13 protein-coding genes are annotated in these 18,179 nt (G+C 74.3%); 3 read left to right on the top strand and 10 right to left on the bottom strand.

Translation table 11 applies throughout. From position 1 onward, the window contains the following. Positions 1-352: 352 nt before the first annotated feature. From AB0D99_RS13980 to meaB, 3 genes are read left to right on the top strand one after another with little or no spacing between them, the layout of a single operon-like run. Positions 353-2,161 (top strand): methylmalonyl-CoA mutase family protein, encoded by a 1,809-nt coding sequence (locus tag AB0D99_RS13980; protein WP_362360146.1) that lies wholly within the window; start codon positions 353-355, stop codon positions 2,159-2,161. After that, entirely contained in the window at positions 2,161-4,338 is a 2,178-nt protein-coding gene (gene scpA, locus AB0D99_RS13975; RefSeq protein ID WP_362360143.1) for a methylmalonyl-CoA mutase, read from the top strand. The genes AB0D99_RS13980 and scpA overlap by 1 nt, the downstream gene beginning before the upstream one ends. Continuing rightward, positions 4,335-5,336: a methylmalonyl Co-A mutase-associated GTPase MeaB gene (gene meaB / locus AB0D99_RS13970; protein ID WP_362360140.1), complete on the top strand. Its 1,002-nt coding sequence runs from the start codon at positions 4,335-4,337 to the stop codon at positions 5,334-5,336. The genes scpA and meaB overlap by 4 nt, the downstream gene beginning before the upstream one ends. Positions 5,337-5,509: 173 nt before the next feature. Here the strand turns inward: meaB and AB0D99_RS13965 are convergent, their stop codons facing one another. The 10 genes from AB0D99_RS13965 to AB0D99_RS13920 all read right to left on the bottom strand — a co-directional run bounded on the left by AB0D99_RS13965 (position 5,510) and on the right by AB0D99_RS13920 (position 18,143). Further along, entirely contained in the window at positions 5,510-6,964 is a 1,455-nt protein-coding gene (locus AB0D99_RS13965; protein ID WP_362360137.1) for a HAMP domain-containing sensor histidine kinase, read from the bottom strand. Between the two features lie 74 nt (positions 6,965-7,038). After that, complete coding sequence (locus tag AB0D99_RS13960; protein ID WP_362360161.1) at positions 7,039-7,779, bottom strand: response regulator transcription factor; 741 nt, start codon at positions 7,777-7,779, stop codon at positions 7,039-7,041. Between the two features lie 244 nt (positions 7,780-8,023). After that, positions 8,024-9,628, bottom strand: coding sequence for a streptophobe family protein (locus AB0D99_RS13955; RefSeq protein ID WP_362360134.1), 1,605 nt, complete (start codon positions 9,626-9,628; stop codon positions 8,024-8,026). A 283-nt stretch (positions 9,629-9,911) separates the two neighbouring features. Next, positions 9,912-12,170, bottom strand: a complete 2,259-nt coding sequence (locus AB0D99_RS13950; protein WP_362360131.1) for an MMPL family transporter — start codon at positions 12,168-12,170, stop codon at positions 9,912-9,914. A gap of 190 nt (positions 12,171-12,360) precedes the next feature. Then, on the bottom strand, positions 12,361-13,416 hold the full coding sequence (locus AB0D99_RS13945; RefSeq protein WP_362360128.1) for a pyridoxal-phosphate dependent enzyme: 1,056 nt from the start codon (positions 13,414-13,416) through the stop codon (positions 12,361-12,363). After that, positions 13,337-14,368: a GHMP kinase gene (locus AB0D99_RS13940; protein WP_362360125.1), complete on the bottom strand. Its 1,032-nt coding sequence runs from the start codon at positions 14,366-14,368 to the stop codon at positions 13,337-13,339. Before AB0D99_RS13940 ends, AB0D99_RS13945 begins: the two co-directional genes overlap by 80 nt. After that, positions 14,365-15,201 carry a DUF364 domain-containing protein gene (locus AB0D99_RS13935; protein WP_362360122.1) on the bottom strand — a complete coding sequence of 279 codons (837 nt, stop codon included), beginning with the start codon at positions 15,199-15,201 and terminating at the stop codon, positions 14,365-14,367. Before AB0D99_RS13935 ends, AB0D99_RS13940 begins: the two co-directional genes overlap by 4 nt. A gap of 11 nt (positions 15,202-15,212) precedes the next feature. After that, on the bottom strand, positions 15,213-16,010 hold the full coding sequence (locus AB0D99_RS13930) for an ABC transporter ATP-binding protein (RefSeq protein ID WP_362360119.1): 798 nt from the start codon (positions 16,008-16,010) through the stop codon (positions 15,213-15,215). Beyond that, a complete protein-coding gene (locus tag AB0D99_RS13925; protein WP_362360116.1) occupies positions 16,007-17,131 on the bottom strand; it encodes an iron ABC transporter permease in 1,125 nt (374 codons plus the stop codon). Before AB0D99_RS13925 ends, AB0D99_RS13930 begins: the two co-directional genes overlap by 4 nt. Continuing rightward, the gene (locus AB0D99_RS13920) at positions 17,121-18,143 is read right to left on the bottom strand and encodes an ABC transporter substrate-binding protein (protein ID WP_362360113.1); all 1,023 of its coding nucleotides are present in this window, start codon (positions 18,141-18,143) and stop codon (positions 17,121-17,123) included. Before AB0D99_RS13920 ends, AB0D99_RS13925 begins: the two co-directional genes overlap by 11 nt. Positions 18,144-18,179 lie beyond the last annotated feature (36 nt).

Raw genomic sequence — 18,179 nt, 5'->3', positions numbered from 1 at the left:
CCGCACCCCCGCGGGTTCCCCCCCCCCCCCCCCCCGTACGGCCAGGACTGAGGGGTCCTGGTCCGCCGCCCGGACCGAGGGAGTCCGGTCGCTGAAGGAGCCGGTGGGGGTGCGACGCGCGGTGCGGTCGCGCCCCCTCGGTGCTGTCCGCCCGGGTGGGGCGTCCCGCACGAGGCCGAGGCAGGCGGGTCGGCGGACCGGCAGGTCGCAGGTCGACGGGTCACCACGGGTCGCGGGTCGCGGGTCGCGGGTCGCGGACGGCATAGAACGGATTACCCCGGAGGTTCAAGGAGGGCAAGGTCACAGCCGCGTGGCCTGCTGCTCCTTTGTTCACCTGACCTAGCATCCGAGCATGACAGTCCTTCCCGACGACGGGCTTGCCCTCGCCGCCGAATTCTCCGACGCGACCCGTGAGCAGTGGCAGCACCTTGTGTCCGGCGTACTGCGCAAGTCGGGCAAGGAGGGAGAAGGTGCGGCCGCCGAGGACGCCCTCTCCACCGCGCTGGAGGACGGGCTCCGGGTCCGCCCGCTCTACGCGGCCGACGACACGGCACCCGAGCCCGGCTTCCCCGGCTTCGCCCCCTTCGTCCGGGGCGGCCGGCCCGAAGGGAACACCCAGGGCGGCTGGGACGTACGGCAGCGCCACATCACCGCGGACAGCGCGACGGTCCTCGCCGACCTGGAGAACGGCGTCACCTCGCTCTGGCTGGTGGTCGGAGAGGGCGGCATCCCCACCGGCTCACTCGGTCCCGCTCTTGAGGGCGTCTACCTCGACCTCGCCCCCGTCGTCCTCGACGCCGGCCACGAGGTCGAGGCCGCGGCCGAGGAGCTGCTGCGCCTGTACGCGGAGCGCGGCGTCGCCGCCGAGGCCGCGCGCGGCAACCTGGGAGCCGACCCCCTCGGTCTGGAGGCCCGTACGGGCCGGGCGTCGGACTTCGCGCCGGTGGCCGGACTCGCGCGCCGGTGCGCCGAGGCGTACCCGGGGCTGCGGGCGGTCACCGTGGACGCGCTGCCGTACCACGAGGCCGGCGGCTCGGCCGCGCAGGAGCTCGGCTGCTCGCTGGCGACGGGCGTCGCCTATCTGCGGCAGCTCACCGAGGCGGGGCTGAGCGTCGAGCAGGCCTGCGGACAGCTGGAGTTCCGGTACGCGGCCACCGCCGACCAGTTCCTCACCATCGCCAAGCTGCGGGCGGCCCGTCGGCTGTGGGCCCGGGTCGCCGAGGTCTCCGGAGCGGGCGGCGCGGGCGCGCAGATCCAGCACGCGGTGACCTCGCCGGTGATGATGACGCGTCGCGACCCGTGGGTGAACATGCTGCGGACGACCGTCGCCACCCTGGCCGCAGGAGTGGGCGGAGCCGATTCCGTCACCGTGCTCCCCTTCGACCACGCCCTCGGACTGCCCGACGCGTTCGCGCGCCGGATCGCCCGCAACACCTCGACGATCCTGATCGAGGAGTCGCACCTGGCCCGGGTGATCGACCCGGCCGGCGGCTCCTGGTACGTGGAGCGCCTCACCGACGAACTCGCCGAGGCCGGCTGGGAGTTCTTCCGGTCCATCGAGCGGGCGGGCGGTCAGGCCGCCGCGCTGCGGTCGGGAACGGTCCGCGACCGGCTCGCCGAGACCTGGTCGGCCCGCAGCGCGAAGCTCGCCAAGCGGCGCGAACCCATCACCGGCGTCAGCGAGTTCCCGCACCTCACCGAGAACCCGGTGGTGCGCGAGCCCGCGCCCGAACCGCCGTCCGGCGGTCTGCCCCGCGTGCGGCGTGACGACGCGTACGAGGCGCTGCGCGCCCGCTCCGACGCGCACCTCGCCGCCACGGGCGCCCGGCCCCGGATCTTCCTGTCCACCATCGGCCCGGCCGCGGCGCACACGGCACGGTCCACGTTCGCCGCCAACTTCTTCCAGGCGGGCGGCATCGAGCCCGTCACCGAGGGCCCGTTCGAGGAGAGCGGGGCGAGCGAGGTCTGCCTCTGCTCCAGCGACGCGCTCTACGAGGAGCAGGCCGAGGCCCGCGCGCAGGAGCTCCGGGCGAGCGGCGCCGGGCACGTGTTCCTCGCCGGACGTCCCGCCGAGCACGCCGGTGTCGACTCCTTCGTCTTCGCCGGCTGCGACGCCGTCGCCGTACTCTCCGCCACGCTCGACCGCATGGGAGTGTCCTGATGTCCATCCCCGATTTCTCCGCGATCGAGCTGGGGACCCCGACCGCCGACGCCGGCGCCGACGAGTGGCGGTCGGCGGTCAAGAAGGCGGCGGGCGGTGACGACCTGCTCTGGGAGACCCCGGAGGGCATCGCGGTCAAGCCGCTCTACACCGGGCAGGACCTGGAGGGCCTGGACTTCCTGGAGACCTATCCGGGCATGGCCCCGTATCTGCGCGGCCCGTACCCGACGATGTACGTCAACCAGCCCTGGACGATCCGTCAGTACGCGGGCTTCTCCACCGCCGAGGAGTCCAACGCGTTCTACCGGCGCAACCTGGCGGCGGGCCAGAAGGGCCTCTCCGTCGCCTTCGACCTGCCGACCCACCGCGGCTACGACAGCGACCACCCGCGCGTGACCGGCGACGTCGGCATGGCGGGCGTGGCCATCGACTCGATCTACGACATGCGCCAGCTCTTCGACGGCATCCCGCTGGACAGGATGACCGTGTCGATGACGATGAACGGCGCCGTGCTCCCCGTGCTCGCGCTGTACATCGTGGCGGCCGAGGAACAGGGCGTACCGCCCGAGAAGCTGGCCGGGACCATCCAGAACGACATCCTCAAGGAGTTCATGGTCCGCAACACGTACATCTATCCGCCGAAGCCGTCGATGCGGATCATCTCCGACATCTTCGCCTACACCTCGCAGCGGATGCCGCGCTACAACTCCATCTCCATCTCCGGCTACCACATCCAGGAAGCCGGCGCGACGGCCGACCTGGAGCTGGCCTACACCCTCGCCGACGGCGTGGAGTACATCCGGGCCGGGCGGGAGGCGGGCCTGGACGTGGACGCGTTCGCCCCCCGGCTCTCCTTCTTCTGGGCCATCGGCATGAACTTCTTCATGGAGATCGCCAAGATGCGGGCGGCCCGGCTGCTGTGGGCCAAGCTGGTCAAGCAGTTCGATCCGCAGAACGCCAAGTCCCTCTCGCTGCGCACCCATTCGCAGACCTCCGGATGGTCGCTCACGGCGCAGGACGTCTTCAACAACGTCACGCGCACATGTGTCGAGGCGATGGCGGCCACCCAGGGCCACACCCAGTCGCTGCACACCAACGCCCTCGACGAGGCGCTCGCCCTACCCACCGACTTCTCGGCACGGATCGCCCGCAACACCCAGCTCCTCATCCAGCAGGAGTCGGGCACGACCCGGGCGATCGACCCCTGGGGCGGCAGCGCGTACGTGGAGAAGCTGACGTACGACCTGGCTCGCCGCGCCTGGCAGCACATCCAGGAGGTCGAGCGGGCGGGCGGCATGGCGCAGGCCATCGACGCCGGCATCCCCAAGCTGCGCGTGGAGGAGGCCGCGGCCCGCACGCAGGCCCGCATCGACTCGGGGCGCCAGCCGGTGATCGGCGTCAACAAGTACCGGGTCGACGCGGACGAGCAGATCGAGGTCCTCAAGGTCGACAACTCCTCCGTGCGCGCCCAGCAGATCGCCAAGCTGCGGCGGCTGCGGGAGGAGCGCGACGAGGCGGTCACCCAGGACGCGCTGCGCGCGCTGACCAACGCGGCGGACCGCGGCGACGGCAACCTGCTCGCCCTCGCGGTGGACGCGGCCCGTGCGAAGGCCACGGTCGGCGAGATCTCCGACGCCCTGGAGAAGGTGTACGGGCGGCACGCGAGCCAGATCCGTACGATCTCCGGCGTGTACCGCAACGAAGCCGGCGACTCCCCGTCCGTGGAGCGCACCCGCACCCTCGTGAACGCCTTCGCCGAGGAGGAGGGGCGCCGCCCGCGCATCCTGGTCGCGAAGATGGGCCAGGACGGCCACGACCGCGGCCAGAAGGTGATCGCCACCGCCTTCGCCGACCTGGGCTTCGACGTGGACGTCGGCCCGCTGTTCCAGACGCCGGCCGAGGTCGCGCGCCAGGCCGTCGAGGCGGACGTGCACATCGTGGGCGTGTCGTCGCTGGCGGCCGGTCACCTGACCCTCGTTCCGGCGCTGCGGCAGGAACTGGCCGCGGAGGGCCGCGAGGACATCATGATCGTGGTGGGCGGTGTCATCCCGCCGGCGGACGTCCCCACCCTGCTCGACATGGGAGCGGCGGCCGTGTTCCCGCCGGGGACGGTGATTCCGGACGCGGCGCACGACCTGGTGCGGCGGCTGTCGGCCGGCCTCGGGCACGACCTGTGATCGACGTCGACGCGTATGCGAAGGGTGTGCTCGACGGGAAGCGGGCGATCGTGGCCCGCGCCATCACGCTCGTCGAGTCCACCCGCCCGCAGCACCGGGCCCTGGCCCAGCGGTTGTTGACCGAGCTGCTGCCGCACAGCGGGAAGGCGCGCCGGATCGGGATCAGTGGTGTGCCGGGCGTCGGGAAGTCGACGTTCATCGACGCCTTCGGCACGATGCTGACCGGCCTCGGTCACCGGGTCGCCGTCCTCGCCGTCGACCCCTCGTCGAACCGGACCGGCGGCTCGATCCTGGGCGACAAGACGCGGATGGAGCGTCTCGCCGTGGATCCCGCCGCCTTCGTCCGGCCGTCCCCGACGGCGGGGACGCTGGGCGGCGTCGCCAAGGCGACGCGTGAGTCGATCCTGGTGATGGAGGCGGCGGGCTACGACGTGGTCCTCGTCGAGACGGTCGGCGTCGGCCAGTCCGAGACCGCCGTGGCCGACATGGTCGACTCCTTCCTGCTGCTCACCCTCGCGCGGACCGGCGACCAGCTGCAGGGCATCAAGAAGGGCGTCCTGGAGCTGGCGGACGTGGTCGCCGTCAACAAGGCGGACGGCCCCCACGAGCGCGACGCCCGCACGGCCGCGCGCGAACTGTCGGGTGCCCTGCGGCTGATGCAGAGCAGGGACGCGGCCTGGTCCCCGCCCGTCCTGCACTGCAGCGCCCGCGAGTCGACCGGCCTGGACACCGTCTGGGAGCGTCTCGAACAGCATCGCACCCTGCTGGACTCGACGGGCAGTCTCGCCGCACGCCGCCGCGACCAGCAGGTCGACTGGGCGTGGAGCATGGTCCGTGACGAGCTCCTGGGCCGGCTCCACGCGGACCCGTCCGTCCGCTCCCTGGCCCCCGGACTCGAACAGCAGGTCAGGGAGGGCACGTTGACGGCGACGCTCGCCGCGGAACGCATCCTGCGCGCCTTCGAGACCACCGGAGGGGCCGCTGCGGCGGACGCCTGACCACGAGCGGGGCCGCCGCGCGGCGGTGGCTCGACCACGAGCGGGGCCGCCCCCGGCGGTGGCTCGACCACGAGTGGGGCCGCCCCCGGCGGACGCCTGAGAGGGCGTGCGCCGGGGGCGGCCCCGCTCCCGTTCACGGGGTCGGCGCTCGTCCGGCCTCCCCCGCGCCGTCCTCACGGCACGGGCGGCGCCGGGAGGGGGAGTTCGATGCGGAAGGCGCACCCTTCGCCCGGTGCGGTGTCCAGGGTGATGCGGCCGCCCTGCGCGGTGACGAGGGCCTGGGCGATGGCGAGGCCGAGGCCGGAACCACCGGTGGCGCGGGTGCGGGAGCCGTCGGCGCGGTGGAAGCGGTCGAAGACGCGGTCGCGTTCGGCGGGGGTGAGACCGGGGCCCTCGTCGGCGACTTCGAGGACGGCGTGGGTGCCCGCGGTGCCGACGCCGATACGGACCGGGGTGCCCGCGGGGGTGTGGGCGACGGCGTTGCCGATGAGGTTGGTGACGACCTGGCGGAGCCGGGCCTCGTCGGCGACGGCGGGGGCCGTGGCCGGCTTTCCGCCGTCGGGGCCGGTCAGGGTCACCGGTCGGGCCGCGTCCAGGGCGCGGACGTCGTGGAGGGCGTCGGCGGCCAGGGTGCGCAGGTCCATGGGGGCGAGGTCGAGGGCGAAGGCCGGTCCCCGGCCGGTCTCGACGCCCGGGTGCGTGTCCTCGTCGAGTCGGGCGAGGAGGAGCATCTCCTCCACGAGCCGGGTGAGGCGTTCGGACTCGGCGGCGATCCGGGTCATCGTCTGGTCGACGTCCTCGCGCGTGGGCATGGCGCCCATGCGGTAGAGGTCGGTGTAGCCCTTGATGCCGACGAGGGGCGTGCGGAGTTCGTGGCTCGCGTCGGCGAAGAAGCGCCGCGTCCTGGCTTCGGCTTCCGCGCGGGCCCGGAACGCCGTGTCGATCCGGCCCAGCATCTGGTTCAGGCAGTCGGTCAGGCGTCCGACCTCGGTGTGGGGGGCGGCCAGTGCGGGGACGCGGTGGGAGTAGTCGCCGGCGGTGATGGCCGTCGCGGTCTCCTCGATGCGGGTCAGTGGCCGCAGCCCGGAGCGGACGGCGAAGCGGCCCGCGACGGCCAGGACCGCGAGCAGGGCGGCACCCACCGTCAGCGACAGGTTCCGGGTCTCGGCGACGGTGCGGTCGACCTCGTCGAGGGAGGTGGCCACGAGGACGCTGCCCCGGGCGTCGGCCTGTCCGGGAGGGAAGACCTGGGCGGGCTGGGTCAGGGCGATGACCCGCCAGCTCCGGTCGCCGTCGTGCGCGGGCACGGTGAAGGGGCGGCCCTCGTGGGCGACGACGGCGGCGCGGTCGAGACCGGGCAGGTCGGGACCGCCGCCCGGCAGCACGGCGCTGGTCTCGAACGACCGTCGGGTGGCCCCGTCGGCGTCCAGATAGGTCACGGTCGTGTCCCCGAGGACGCTGAGCGCCTGTACGCCGGGGGGCGTGCCGGTGCCGGACGGCGGTGAGAGACGGGACGCGATCCGGCCGGTCAGGTGGAGCCGGTCGTCGACCCGGTCCTGGAGGTAGGAGTGCAGGGCCGTGGTGACGAAGACTCCCGTGCCGAGGAGGCCGACGGCGACCAGTGCCATGGACAGGCAGAGCAGACGTGTACGGAGCGACAGCCGGCTCGGCCGGCGCCCGGGCGGCCGCGGTATCGGGCGCCTCACGGACGGGGCTCGCGGATCACGTAGCCGACGCCGCGGACGGTGTGGATGAGCTTGGGTTCGCCGGTGTCGACCTTGCGGCGCAGATAGCTGATGTACGTGTCGACGATGCTGGGGTCGCCGCCGAAGTCGTACTCCCACACGCTGTGCAGGATCTGGTTCTTCGTCATGGTCCGTTCGGCGTTGGCGACCAGGAAGTGCAGGAGACGGAACTCGGTCGGGGAGAGTCGCACGGTCCGGCCCGCCCGGGTGACGTGGTGGCTGTCGGGTTCGAGTGCCAGGTCCCCGACGTGGATCCGGGCGGGCAGCTCGCCCCTGGTACGGCGCAGCACGGCGTGGATCCGGGCGATCAGCTCTTCGAGGTCGAAGGGCTTGGTCACGTAGTCGTCGCCGCCGAGGCGCAGCCCGTGCAGCCGGTCCTGGCGGTCGTCGCGCGCGGTGACGAAGAGGACCGGGACGTCGCCGCCCTGTCCGACCCGGGGCGAGCGGGGCTGGGCGCGGAGCCGTCGGATCACCTCGAAGCCGTCCATGTCGGGGAGCATGACGTCGAGCAGGACGAGGTCGGGGGTGCGCCCGGCGGCCAGGTCGAGCGCTTCCCGGCCGGTGGCGGCGGCGTCCACGTCGAAGCCCGCGTAGCGCAGGGCGGTGCGCAGCAGTTCCCGGACGGTGGGTTCGTCGTCGACGACGAGCAGATGGTCGGGGCGCCCCACGGTACGGGAGGGAGGTGTCGGTGCCGCCATGGTGTGGATCTCCTCCTTCGCGGACATGGGCAGACGGGCCGGTGGGCCGGTGGGCCGGCGGGCTCCTCAGGAGACCACACGGGGTTTCACGGGGCGGAGCCGGACGGGCCTCCGGCCCGGGAAGCGTGGGTCCGGACGCGGGCGTGGACGCGGGACCGGACGCGGGCGTGGACGCGGGACCGGACGCGCGTCCCCGCGCGGACGCAGGTCCCGGCCCGGACGCGGGGCCGGACGCAGATGGAGGTCACGGCCCGGACGGGCGTCCCGGCGCGGGCGCAGGGCCCGGCGCGGACGCGGGTCCCGGCGCGGATGCGGGCCCCGGCGCGGATGCGGGCCCCGGCGCGGATGCGGGTCCCGGCGTGGCCCCCCGCCCGGATCGGGCGCGGGGTGGTTCGGGCCGGGACCGGAGCGCGGGGCCGGGCACCGCCGGGGCTCGGTCACGGTCACCGGCCCGGCCGGCGCGCAGCCGGCTGCCGCCGTACGCGGCGAGGGCGGCCAGGACGCATCCGACGAGCGCGGAAAGCCCCGGCGCCGCGTCCAGACCGGCGGCGACACCCCCCACCTCGCTCCCCATGGCGCTGATGCCGACCCTCAGCGAACCGCGCGCCGCCGCGGGCAGCAGCAGCACCGAGACACCGACCGCGATGCCCATGCGCAGGGCGATCTCCGCGTGGCGGCCGAGCAGGGACTCGGATTCCTCCCGGGCCGTGCGCGCGGGGGTACGGCCGGCCGCGACGTACCCGGCGGTCGTCAGCAGGAGCAGCACGAGCAGCAGGGCGATCGGCCACACCGGTACGCCGACGGCCGACCAGGCGCCGATGTCCACGGACCTGTCCGCGTCCGCGGGCCCGCCCCGCGCTCCGGCGCCGAACATGCCGAGCGGCCCGCCGCCCTCCGGCCGCACGCGGTGCACGCCGGCCTCCCAGGAGGTGCCGAGGCCGGAGGTGAGCAGCGCGGCGACGAGGTTCGGGCCGACGAGCAGCAGCAGCCCCGCCGCTTCGGCGGCCCGCTCACGGCCGGCCAGGGCGGCGGCGAGGGCGACGATCGCGGCGGCCGGGGCCGAGCAGCACAGCACAGCTCCGGTCCCGGTCAGGGTGGACGCGACGGCGTTCCACCTCCGTCGCGGCGCGCCCAGGGCGAGGGACCGCGGCAGTGTCGTACGGCGGGCCGCCACGCAGCCGACGGCGAGGACGAGGGCCACCCACAGCAGGCCGAAGAAGACGGTCGCGGCGGTGTCGGTCTCGAAGGCGACCGCGAACAGACCCCGGACGAGGCCGTCTTCACCGCCGCCGGTGAGGCGGCCGAACGCCCCGGACGCGGCGCCGTCGCCGAAGCGCCGCGTCACGCCGTCGGGCAGCCGTGCCGTGCCCCGCCCCATGCCGGCCAGGACCGGGAGGGCCACCGCCGCGGCCGCCAGCGCGCCACCGCACCGGGCCCACAGCATCAGGGGCTCGGGTCGCGGGCGGCGGCGCAGGGGCCGGAAGAAGGCGATCGCGAGGACGGCGGTGCCGAGGAAGGTCAGGGTCAGCGGGGTCATCGCCGCCTCGCCCGTCAGGCTGAGATCGAGTGCCCCGCCGAGGCCGCCGAGCAGCCCGCCGAGGCCGCCGCCCGGCCCGGCCTCGGCCGAGGCCGCCGACGCCATGGTGACGTCGCCTCCGACGGCCATGCTCAGGACCGTCGGCACCAGGCGGGAGACCGGCGCGACGGCTTCGGCGCCGATGAGGGCCAGTGCCGCCCATGCCGTGGCGGCCATGACCACGAGGGCGGTCACGACGGAGAGGGCCCCTTCGAGGGCGTGGCGCGACGGCGGTACGGCGGGAGCGGAGCGCGGGGGCTGGGCGGGGGACACGGGCGGACTCCTTGCGGGAAGGCGTACGGGGCGGGGCGTACCGGCACGCACCGGACGGGGCGGTGCCGGGCACCGCGCACACCAGGCGGGCGGGTGCCGGGCATCGCGCACACCTGGCGGGCCACGTGCTCGGACATCACGCACACCCGGCGGGGCGGGTGCTCGGACATCACGCACACCGCGCACGGCGGGCGCTCGGACATCACGCGCACCGCGCGGGCCACGTGCTCGGACATCGCACGCATCGCGCGGCGGGCGCGCACGGCGGGGTGGTGGGGGCGGATCAGCCGCCGGACGGGTGGCCTCCGCCGCTTCCCGCGGGCTCGACGGCCGAGTCCGGGCCCGCACCGGGTGCGCTCGCCACCGCCGCCTCGCGCGGGGCGTGTTCGAGCCGCTCGCCCTCGACGTCCAGGTCGGGGACGAGTCGGTCCAGCCGGGCGGGCAGGTGCCAGGCGCGCCGGCCGAGCAGGGCGAGGACGGCCGGTACGAGTGCCATGCGGACGACGAAGGCGTCGAAGAGGACGGCCGCGGCGAGTCCGAAGCCGACGGTCTTGAGCATCTGCTCGTCGGAGCCCACGAAGGCGGCGAACACCGAGATCATGATCACGGCCGCCGCCGTCACCACCCGGGCGCTGTGCTCGAACCCGCTGATCACGGCGTCCGACGGCGACTGCCCGTGCACGTACGCCTCGCGCATCCGGGTCACGAGGAACACCTCGTAGTCCATGGCGAGTCCGAAGACCACGCCGACCATGAAGATCGGCATCACCGAGATCACCGGCCCCGGTACCGCGACTCCGAGGATCGAGGCGAACCAGCCCCATTGGAAGACGGCCACCACCGCGCCGAGTCCGGCCAGCACCGACAGCAGGAAGCCGAGTGCGGCCTTGAGCGGCACGAGGAGGGACCGGAAGACGACGATGAGCAGCAGGAAGGCGAGTCCGACGACGAGTGCGAGGTACGGGATCAGGCCGTCGGAGAGCTTCTGCGAGACGTCCACGTTCATCGCCGTCGTACCGGCGACCAGGACCCGGGCGTCGCTCGCGGCCGCGAGCGCCGGGTCGCGCAGCCCGTGCACGAGCTCGGCCGTCTCCGCGCCCGCCGGCGCGGCGGCCGGGACGACGTTGAGCACGGCGGTGTCGCCGGACGAGCTCAACCGCGGCTGTCCGACGGCGGCGACGTCCGGCCTGCCGGCGATCCGGGCGGCGACGCTCTTCGCCGCCGCCTCGGCACCGCCGCCGCCCTCGGCCCGGACGACGACGGTCAGCGGGCCGTTGAAGCCCGGACCGAAGCTCTCGGCGATCAGGTCGTAGGCGCGTCGCTCGGTCGTCGACGCCGGCTTGCTCTCGTCCCCGGGCAGCCCCATCTCCAGGGAGGCCGCGGGGATCGCGACCACGCCGAGCAGCGCGACGCCCCCGAGGAGTACGGCGACGGGGCGCCGGACGACGAGGCGGGCCCAGCGCTCGCCCGCGCCGGCCGCCCGAGGAGCGGCCGGATCGCTGCTCCCGCCCGCGGCCCTCCCCCATCGCCGCGGTCGTGCCGGACCGATGCGGCGGCCGCAGATCCCGAGCAGGGCCGGGATCAGGGTGACGGCGATCAGCACGGCGATGACGACGGTGCCGGCGGCGGCGAGGCCCATCCGCGTCAGCAGCGGGATGCCGACCACGCACAGACCCGCGAGCGCGATCACCACGGTCAGCCCGGCGAACACCACCGCCGATCCCGCCGTGCCGACGGCATGCCCGGCGGCCTCCTCACGGCTCCGGCCACGGGCGAGTTCGGCACGGTAGCGGGAGACGACGAACAGGGCGTAGTCGATGCCGACGGCCAGCCCGATCATGGTGGCCAGGCCCGAGGTCGTCGGCCCGAGACCGAGCGGATCCGCCAGCGCCCGGATCGCCAGTCCGCCGATCCCCACCCCCAGTACGGCGGTGAACAGCGGGAGCCCGGCCGCCGCGAGCGCGCCGAAGGTGATGACGAGCACGACGGCTGCCACCGCCAGGCCCACGGCCTCCGAGGTGTGCCCGGCGGCGGCCGAGCCGACCGCGTTGCCGCCGACCTCGACGGTCAGCGCCTCCGAGCCCGCCCGCTCGGCGGTCTCCCGCAGCGCGGTGCGTGAGCCCTCGTCGAGCTCCGTCGCGGGCACGGGGTAGGAGACCTGCGCGTAGGCGGTGGTGCCGTCCCGGCTCACCGACCGCGCGGCGAACGGGTCGGTGACGCGGGCGACCTGCGGGGCGTTCCCGAGCGCGCGGACCGTCTCCCCGATGGCCTTCCGCGCCAGCGGGTCGGTGACCTTGCCGTGCTCCGCCCGGAACACCACGCGGGCGGTCGCGCCGTCGGCGTTCACCTGCGGGAAGCGCTCGTCCAGCAGGTCGTACGCCTGTTGCGCCTCCGTACCGGGCATGGAGAAGTCGTTCGGCGGTGGTGCGTCCGCCCGCGCGGCCAGCACCCCCGCCCCGACGAGCAGGACGACCCACAGCGAGGCGACCGTGCGGCGCCTCCGGAAGGAGAGGCGGCCGAGGCCGCGAAGGAAGGTGGCCACAGCGGTGCTCCACGTCGGGTCGGGGTGCGGCGGACGGCACCGACGCTGTCAGCCCTCCCTGACCGCCCCCGGAGAGATCCTGGGAGCTTCCTGAGAGCCCGGACGGCCCGTCACCCACCGGAAGCGGCTCGAAGCGGACATACGGCCGGACTCCCCGGCCCGATTCACAGGAAGCTCTGCGAAGGGCGGATCAGCCCAGGGAGCGGGGATGTCCGCCGGACGGCGCGCTCTCGCCCCGCGCGTCCGGCGCCCCCGCGCGGTTCCACGCCATGCGGGACCAGGGAAGGGCCAGTTCGCTCCGGCCGGCGACGTCCTTGGGGGCGAGGGCGGTGAGCGGGGCGGCCTCGCGGTGGCGGGCGTAGACCGTGTCGACGTAGCGGTGGCCGGTGTCGGGGGCGATGAACAGGACCGTCCGTTCGGGGGCGCGGTCGCGTTCGTGGCGGGCGGCCAGGTAGCCGGCGCCGGTCGAGAGGCCCGCGAAGACCGCGTGCCGGCGGAGCAGGTCGACGCTGCCGGCGAGGGCCGCGTCGAAGGAGATCCAGTGCAGGGTGTCGTACAGCGCGTGCGAGACGTTCCCGAAGGGGATGGAGCTGCCGATCCCGGCGATGATGATCTCCGGGTCGGAGACGTGCTCGGCGCCGAAGGTGACGCTGCCGTAGGGTTGGACCCCCACGAGCTGGACGTCGTCCCGCCCCTCGGGCGCCGCCCGCAGGTAGCGGGCGAGGGCGCCGGTCGACGCCCCCGAGCCGACCCCGCCGACGACGGTGAGGCGGTCCTCACCGGTCGCCTCCCGAACCCGGTCGGCGATCGCGCGGTAGCCCAGGTAGTGGATGTCGTCGTGGTACTGCCGCATCCAGTGGTACTCCGGGTGCTCGGCGAGGATCTCGTGGATCCGCTCCACCCGCCGCTTCTGATCGAGTTTGAGGTCGCTGCACGGCTCCATCTGTTCCAGCGTCGCTCCGAGGACGGCGAGTTGGGTGCGCAGCGTGTGGTCGACCGTCGTCGAGCCGACGATGTGGCAGCGCATTCCGTGCCGGTGGCAGGCGAGCGCGAGCGCGTACGCGTAGATGCCGCTGGAGCTGTCGAGCAGCGTGTCCCCGCGCCGTACGGCTCCGGTGTCGAGCAGATGGCGTACCGCCGCGAGCGCGGAGACCACCTTCATCGTCTCAAAGCGCAGACAGACGAGCCGGTCGTCGAGCCGTATCAGGTCCGGCCGGCCGATCGCCTCCGCGATGTGCTGGTCCATTCAGGATCTCCTTGATGGTGGTGAAGGTCGTGAAGGCCCGCGTGGCGGGGATGCCGTGGGCGTCGAGGGCGCGCAGGCAGCCGCGTACGCGGTGCCGCAGACCCGGCGCGGCGGCGTCGAACAGCACGCCCGCCACCGCGCCGCTGTGGGCGATCTGCACCCCCACCGCCCCGACCCGACGGGCGATGACGGTCAGGTCGTCGAACTCCGGGTGCGCCAGCAGCTGTTGGCCGCGCCGGGCGCTGGCGGTGGCGACTTCGCCGAGCAGCCGGGCGTCACCGGTGGCCACCGCCCGGCGCAGCAGCGCGCGCAGTCGCTCGAAGTCACGGATGTCGGTGGCGTCGGCCTCCCGCACGGGCAGTGCGAGGGTGTCCACGGGCGCCCCGCCGCCGAGGGTGCAGCCGACGACCACCAGGGGCGGCAGCGCCGGTCCGAGAACCTCCAGGACCCGGCCCTCGCGCTGGGCGAAGAGCACCGGCCGGCCGTCCAGCATCAGCGGATCGCAGGCCAGTTCGGCGCGGACGGCCAGCCGGGCCACGGTCTCGGGGGCGAGCCGCAGGCCGTACGCGTCGGCGACCGCCCGCACGGTGGCGATCACATCGCTCGTGGAACTGCCCATGCCCAGGCCCACCGGGATGTCGCCGGATACCCGCAACTCCCCTCCGCAGAGCGGGACTCCGGCCTGCCGCGCGCACTCGTCGACGGCGAGGGCCGCGGCATGCGCGGCCTTCGTCCGGTCGGCGGGCACGACGGTGATCGCCCTGGGCGGGGCTCCGGGACGGCGGACGAACTCGGCGCCGCTGCCCGGGCCGGCCATCGGGAGGGTGACCAGGCCGGCGCACCGGTGTCCGTCGCCGTCGAGGAAGACCCCCTGGAGGATCTCGCCGTGGTGGCAGGGCGCGTCCCCGGTGCCGGTGCGGACGGGTCCCGCCGGGCGCGCGGCGGGAATCACGCGCCGTCCACCGTCCGGTAGCGGTACAGAGCGGTCTCCTCGGCGCTGAACTGGGAGAAGGGGAACGGCTCCGCGGACAGGGCGGTCACTCCCGAGCCGAGGAAGGCGCGTGCGACGGCGCTCCCGGTCTGCGCGTACACGATCAGCGGGACGCCCCGGGACCGGCAGCGCTCCAGGATGGTGTCGAACGAGCCGTTGCTCAGGGTCATTCCGGTGGCGACGACGGCCTCGGCGCGGTCGAGCACCTCGTGCATGTCGTCCGTGACGGGGTCGCCCCACTGGGTGGCCTTGAGGTTGAAGTCGCAGGGCAGCGGGTGGCCGCCGCGCTCGCGGATCGCCGCGACGAGGGGGTTGACGACGCCGATGAGGCCGACCTTCGCGCCCTCCTCGATGTCCAGCAGGCCGGCGATGGCCGCGTCGCGGGCCTTCGCGCGGGTCTCGGGGGTACCGGCGGGGAGGGTGACGGGCTCGGCGGCGCCTTCCCCGGCGGCCACGCGGTGCGGGCGGACGTCGGAGAGGTAGGCGTCGAGGGCGGCGATCCGCAGCGGTCGCGGGGCCTCGCGCAGCAGGACGTCGAGCGGGGTGCCGGAGAAGTCGCGGCAGATCGACGGGTCGATCTCGCCGGCCTCGAAGGCGCAGCCGCCGAAGGAGCCGCCGAGGCGGACCAGGACGTACTGGTTGAGGTAGGTGGTGTCGCCGCCTGCCAGGCGGGTGCCGTGGTGGATCCAGAACACGCTGGTCGCGACGCGTTCGGAGGGGAGCGGGCCGTGCTCTCCGGCGAGGACCGACTCGATGAGGGCGTCGACGGAGAGGGCGGGGGTGGTCAGGGTCATGGGGTTCCTTCTCAGGGGGTGGGCCGGGGTGCCGGGAGGGGGCTGCCGAGCGGCCGGCGGTAGGTGACGGCCGGGTGTCCCAGCGCGTCCGTGGTGAGTGCCGCGTCGACCTCGAAGACCTCGGCGAGCCGCTCGGTGGTCAGGACGGCGGCGGGTGCGCCGGAGGCGATCAGGCGGCCGTGGTGCAGGAGCAGCAGCCGGTCGCAGTACCGGGCGGCGAGCGTCAGGTCGTGCAGCGCGACCAGGACCGTCCTGTCGGTGCCGGCCAGCAGTTCCATCAGTTCCAACTGGTGTTTGACGTCGAGGTGGTTGGTGGGCTCGTCGAGGAGGAGTGCGTACGGCTGCTGGGCCAGCGCGCGGGCGATGTGGGCGCGCTGGCGCTCGCCGCCCGACAGCGCCTTCCATGAGCGGCCGGCGAGCGCGGCGAGTCCGACGCGTTCCAGGGCGGCGGCGACCACGGCCCGGTCGGTGGCGTCGGGTCCGCGCCAGCGGTCCCGGAACGGGGTCCGCCCCAGGCCCACGACGTCCGCGACCCGCAGATCGCTGTCGGCGCCCGAGTCCTGTTCGACGAAGGCGACATGGCGGGCGATGCGGCGCGCGCTCCAGTCCCCGACGGACTCTCCGTCGTAGCGGACCGTGCCCGCGTCGGGGATCCGCAGGCCCGCCAGGCAGCGCAGCAGCGAGGACTTCCCCGAGCCGTTCGGTCCGAGCAGTCCGACCGTCTCCCCGGGGGCGATGTCCAGGGCGACCTCGCGGACGACGGGGGTGCCCGCCACCGACCAGCTCAGCTTCTCGGCGGTGATCCTCACAGTTCACCCCGCTTGCGCAGGACGAGGAGGAAGAGCGGTACGCCGAGCAGGGCGGTGATCACGCCGACGGGAACCTCGCGCGGTGCGAACGCGATCCGTGCCAGCGCGTCCGTCCACACGAGGAACACCGCGCCGGCGAGCGCCGCGTACGGCAGCAGCACGCGGTGCAGCGGCCCGACGAGGAAGCGGACGCCGTGGGGCACGATCAGCCCGACGAAGCCGATGGCGCCGACGGTGGCGACCGCGACCGCGGTCAGCGCGGCCGTGACCACCAGCAGGAGCATCCTCGTGCGCCGGACGCCGATCCCGAGGGACGCGGCGGTGTCCGTGCCGAACGCCAGCCCGTCCAGGGCGTTGGAGCGGAGCCAGGCGGCGAGCAGCCCCAGCGGGGTGACGACGGCGCAGACCGCGACCGTGTCCCAGCGGGCGGGCGCCATCGAGCCGAGCAGCCAGTGGGTGACGGCCCGCGTGGTGTCGGCGTCCGCGGAGGCCATCAGGACGAGCGAGGTCAGCGCGGTGAAGAGCTGGCCGACCACGACACCGGTCAGGACGATCCGTACGGAATCGAGGCCGGTGCGCCGCAGCAGCAGGAGGAGCAGGCCGAAGGAGAGCAGCGCGCCGGCGAGCGCGCCGCCGGTGACTCCGAGGGTGCTCGCGCCGACCCCGAGGACGACGACGGTGACGGCACCGGTCGACGCACCGGAGGAGACTCCGAGCAGGTAGGGGTCGGCGAGGGCGTTGCGGGTGACGGCCTGGAGAACCGTGCCGCAGACGGCGAGCGAGGCTCCGACGAGCGCGGCCATCAGCACTCGGGGCAGCCGCAGGTCCCAGACCAGCGAGTCCACCAGTGGGGGCAGGGGGCGGACGTCCAGGCCGAGACGGGAGCCGAGGACGCGGCCGAGGTCCGTCCAGCCCACGTCGGCGACTCCGATGCCCACCGCCGCCGCCACCGAGCCCGCCAGGGCTCCCGTGGCGAGGAGCAGGAGGGCAGCGCGGGACGCTCCGGACCGGCCGGCCGGTGCGGCCGGTCCCGCGGGCGGGGGTTCCGTCGCCACCCGTCCGCGGGCCACCGGGAGCAGCAGGTCGACGGACCCGCTCCGGGTGTCGGGTTCAGCGGACATGTCCGAGGTCCTTCATGCCCTGGGCGAGCAGCCCGAGGGTGTGGACGGAGCGTACGGACGGGTCGAGTTCGATGCCCGGCACGGTGAGGATCTTGTCGTCGCGGACGGCGGCCAGCCGGGAGATCACCGGGTGCCGGGTCATCGCGGCGCGCTTCTCGGCGGCGCTGTCGCCGGGCCGGCCGCGCTCGGACAGGTCGCCGATCACGATGAAGTCCGGGTCGCGTTCGGCGACTTCCTCCCAGGAGACCTCCGGCCAGTCCTCGTCGACGTCGTCGAAGGCGTTCTTCGCGCCGATGATCCGGCTCATCTCGCTGGGCAGTCCGGTCTTCCCCGCCACGTACGGCATCCCGTTGAAGACGGAGTAGAGGTAGACGACGGTCGGCCGGTCGGCTCCCTGGGGGACCTTGGAGGCGTTCGCCCCCGCCGTGGCGACGGCGGCGCGCTGGTCGGCCGCGAGCGCGCGTGCGCGCTCCTCGGCGCCGAAGACCTTGCCCAGGTTCTCGTAGTCGGAGAAGAGCAGCTCGAAGGGGGTCTTGCCGGCCGGGTTCTGCTTCGGGCAGTCCACGGCGCTGACGAAGGTGGGGACCTTGAGGGATCCGAGCTCCTCGCGGGTTCCGGCGCGGTCCCCGGTGTAGAGGTCGGCGGACCCCGCGACGACGAAGTCGGGTGTGGCGGAGCGCAGTTGCTCGCCGGTGGCGATCTTCGGGGCGATGACCGGGACCTCGGCGTAGGCGGCCTGGTACCGCGCGGGGATCTTCGTCTTGAGGTTGGCGGTTCCCGCCATCCGGTCCTGGAGTCCGAGTTCGAGGAGCGTCTCGGTCGAGGTCTGGTCCAGGGCGACGGCGCGTTGCGGCGGGGCGGCGAAGGAGAGCTGGCGGCCGCAGCTGGTGACGGAGACCGCCTGGGCGGCGGGCTCGGCGTCCGTGCCGGAGCCGCCGCCGGCCGCGGTCGAGCAGCCCGCGGTGGCGAGGGCGAGGGTCAGGGCGATACCGAGACGGGCGGGGTGGCGCATGGGTTCTCCGGTCTGGTGGCAGGGCGCGGCACCGGG

The sequence above is a fragment of the Streptomyces sp. NPDC047971 genome (assembly GCF_040653355.1).
Lineage (GTDB): Bacteria > Actinomycetota > Actinomycetes > Streptomycetales > Streptomycetaceae > Streptomyces.
Note: the sequence above shows the minus strand (reverse complement) of the source record. Positions and strands in the feature narration are given on the sequence as shown.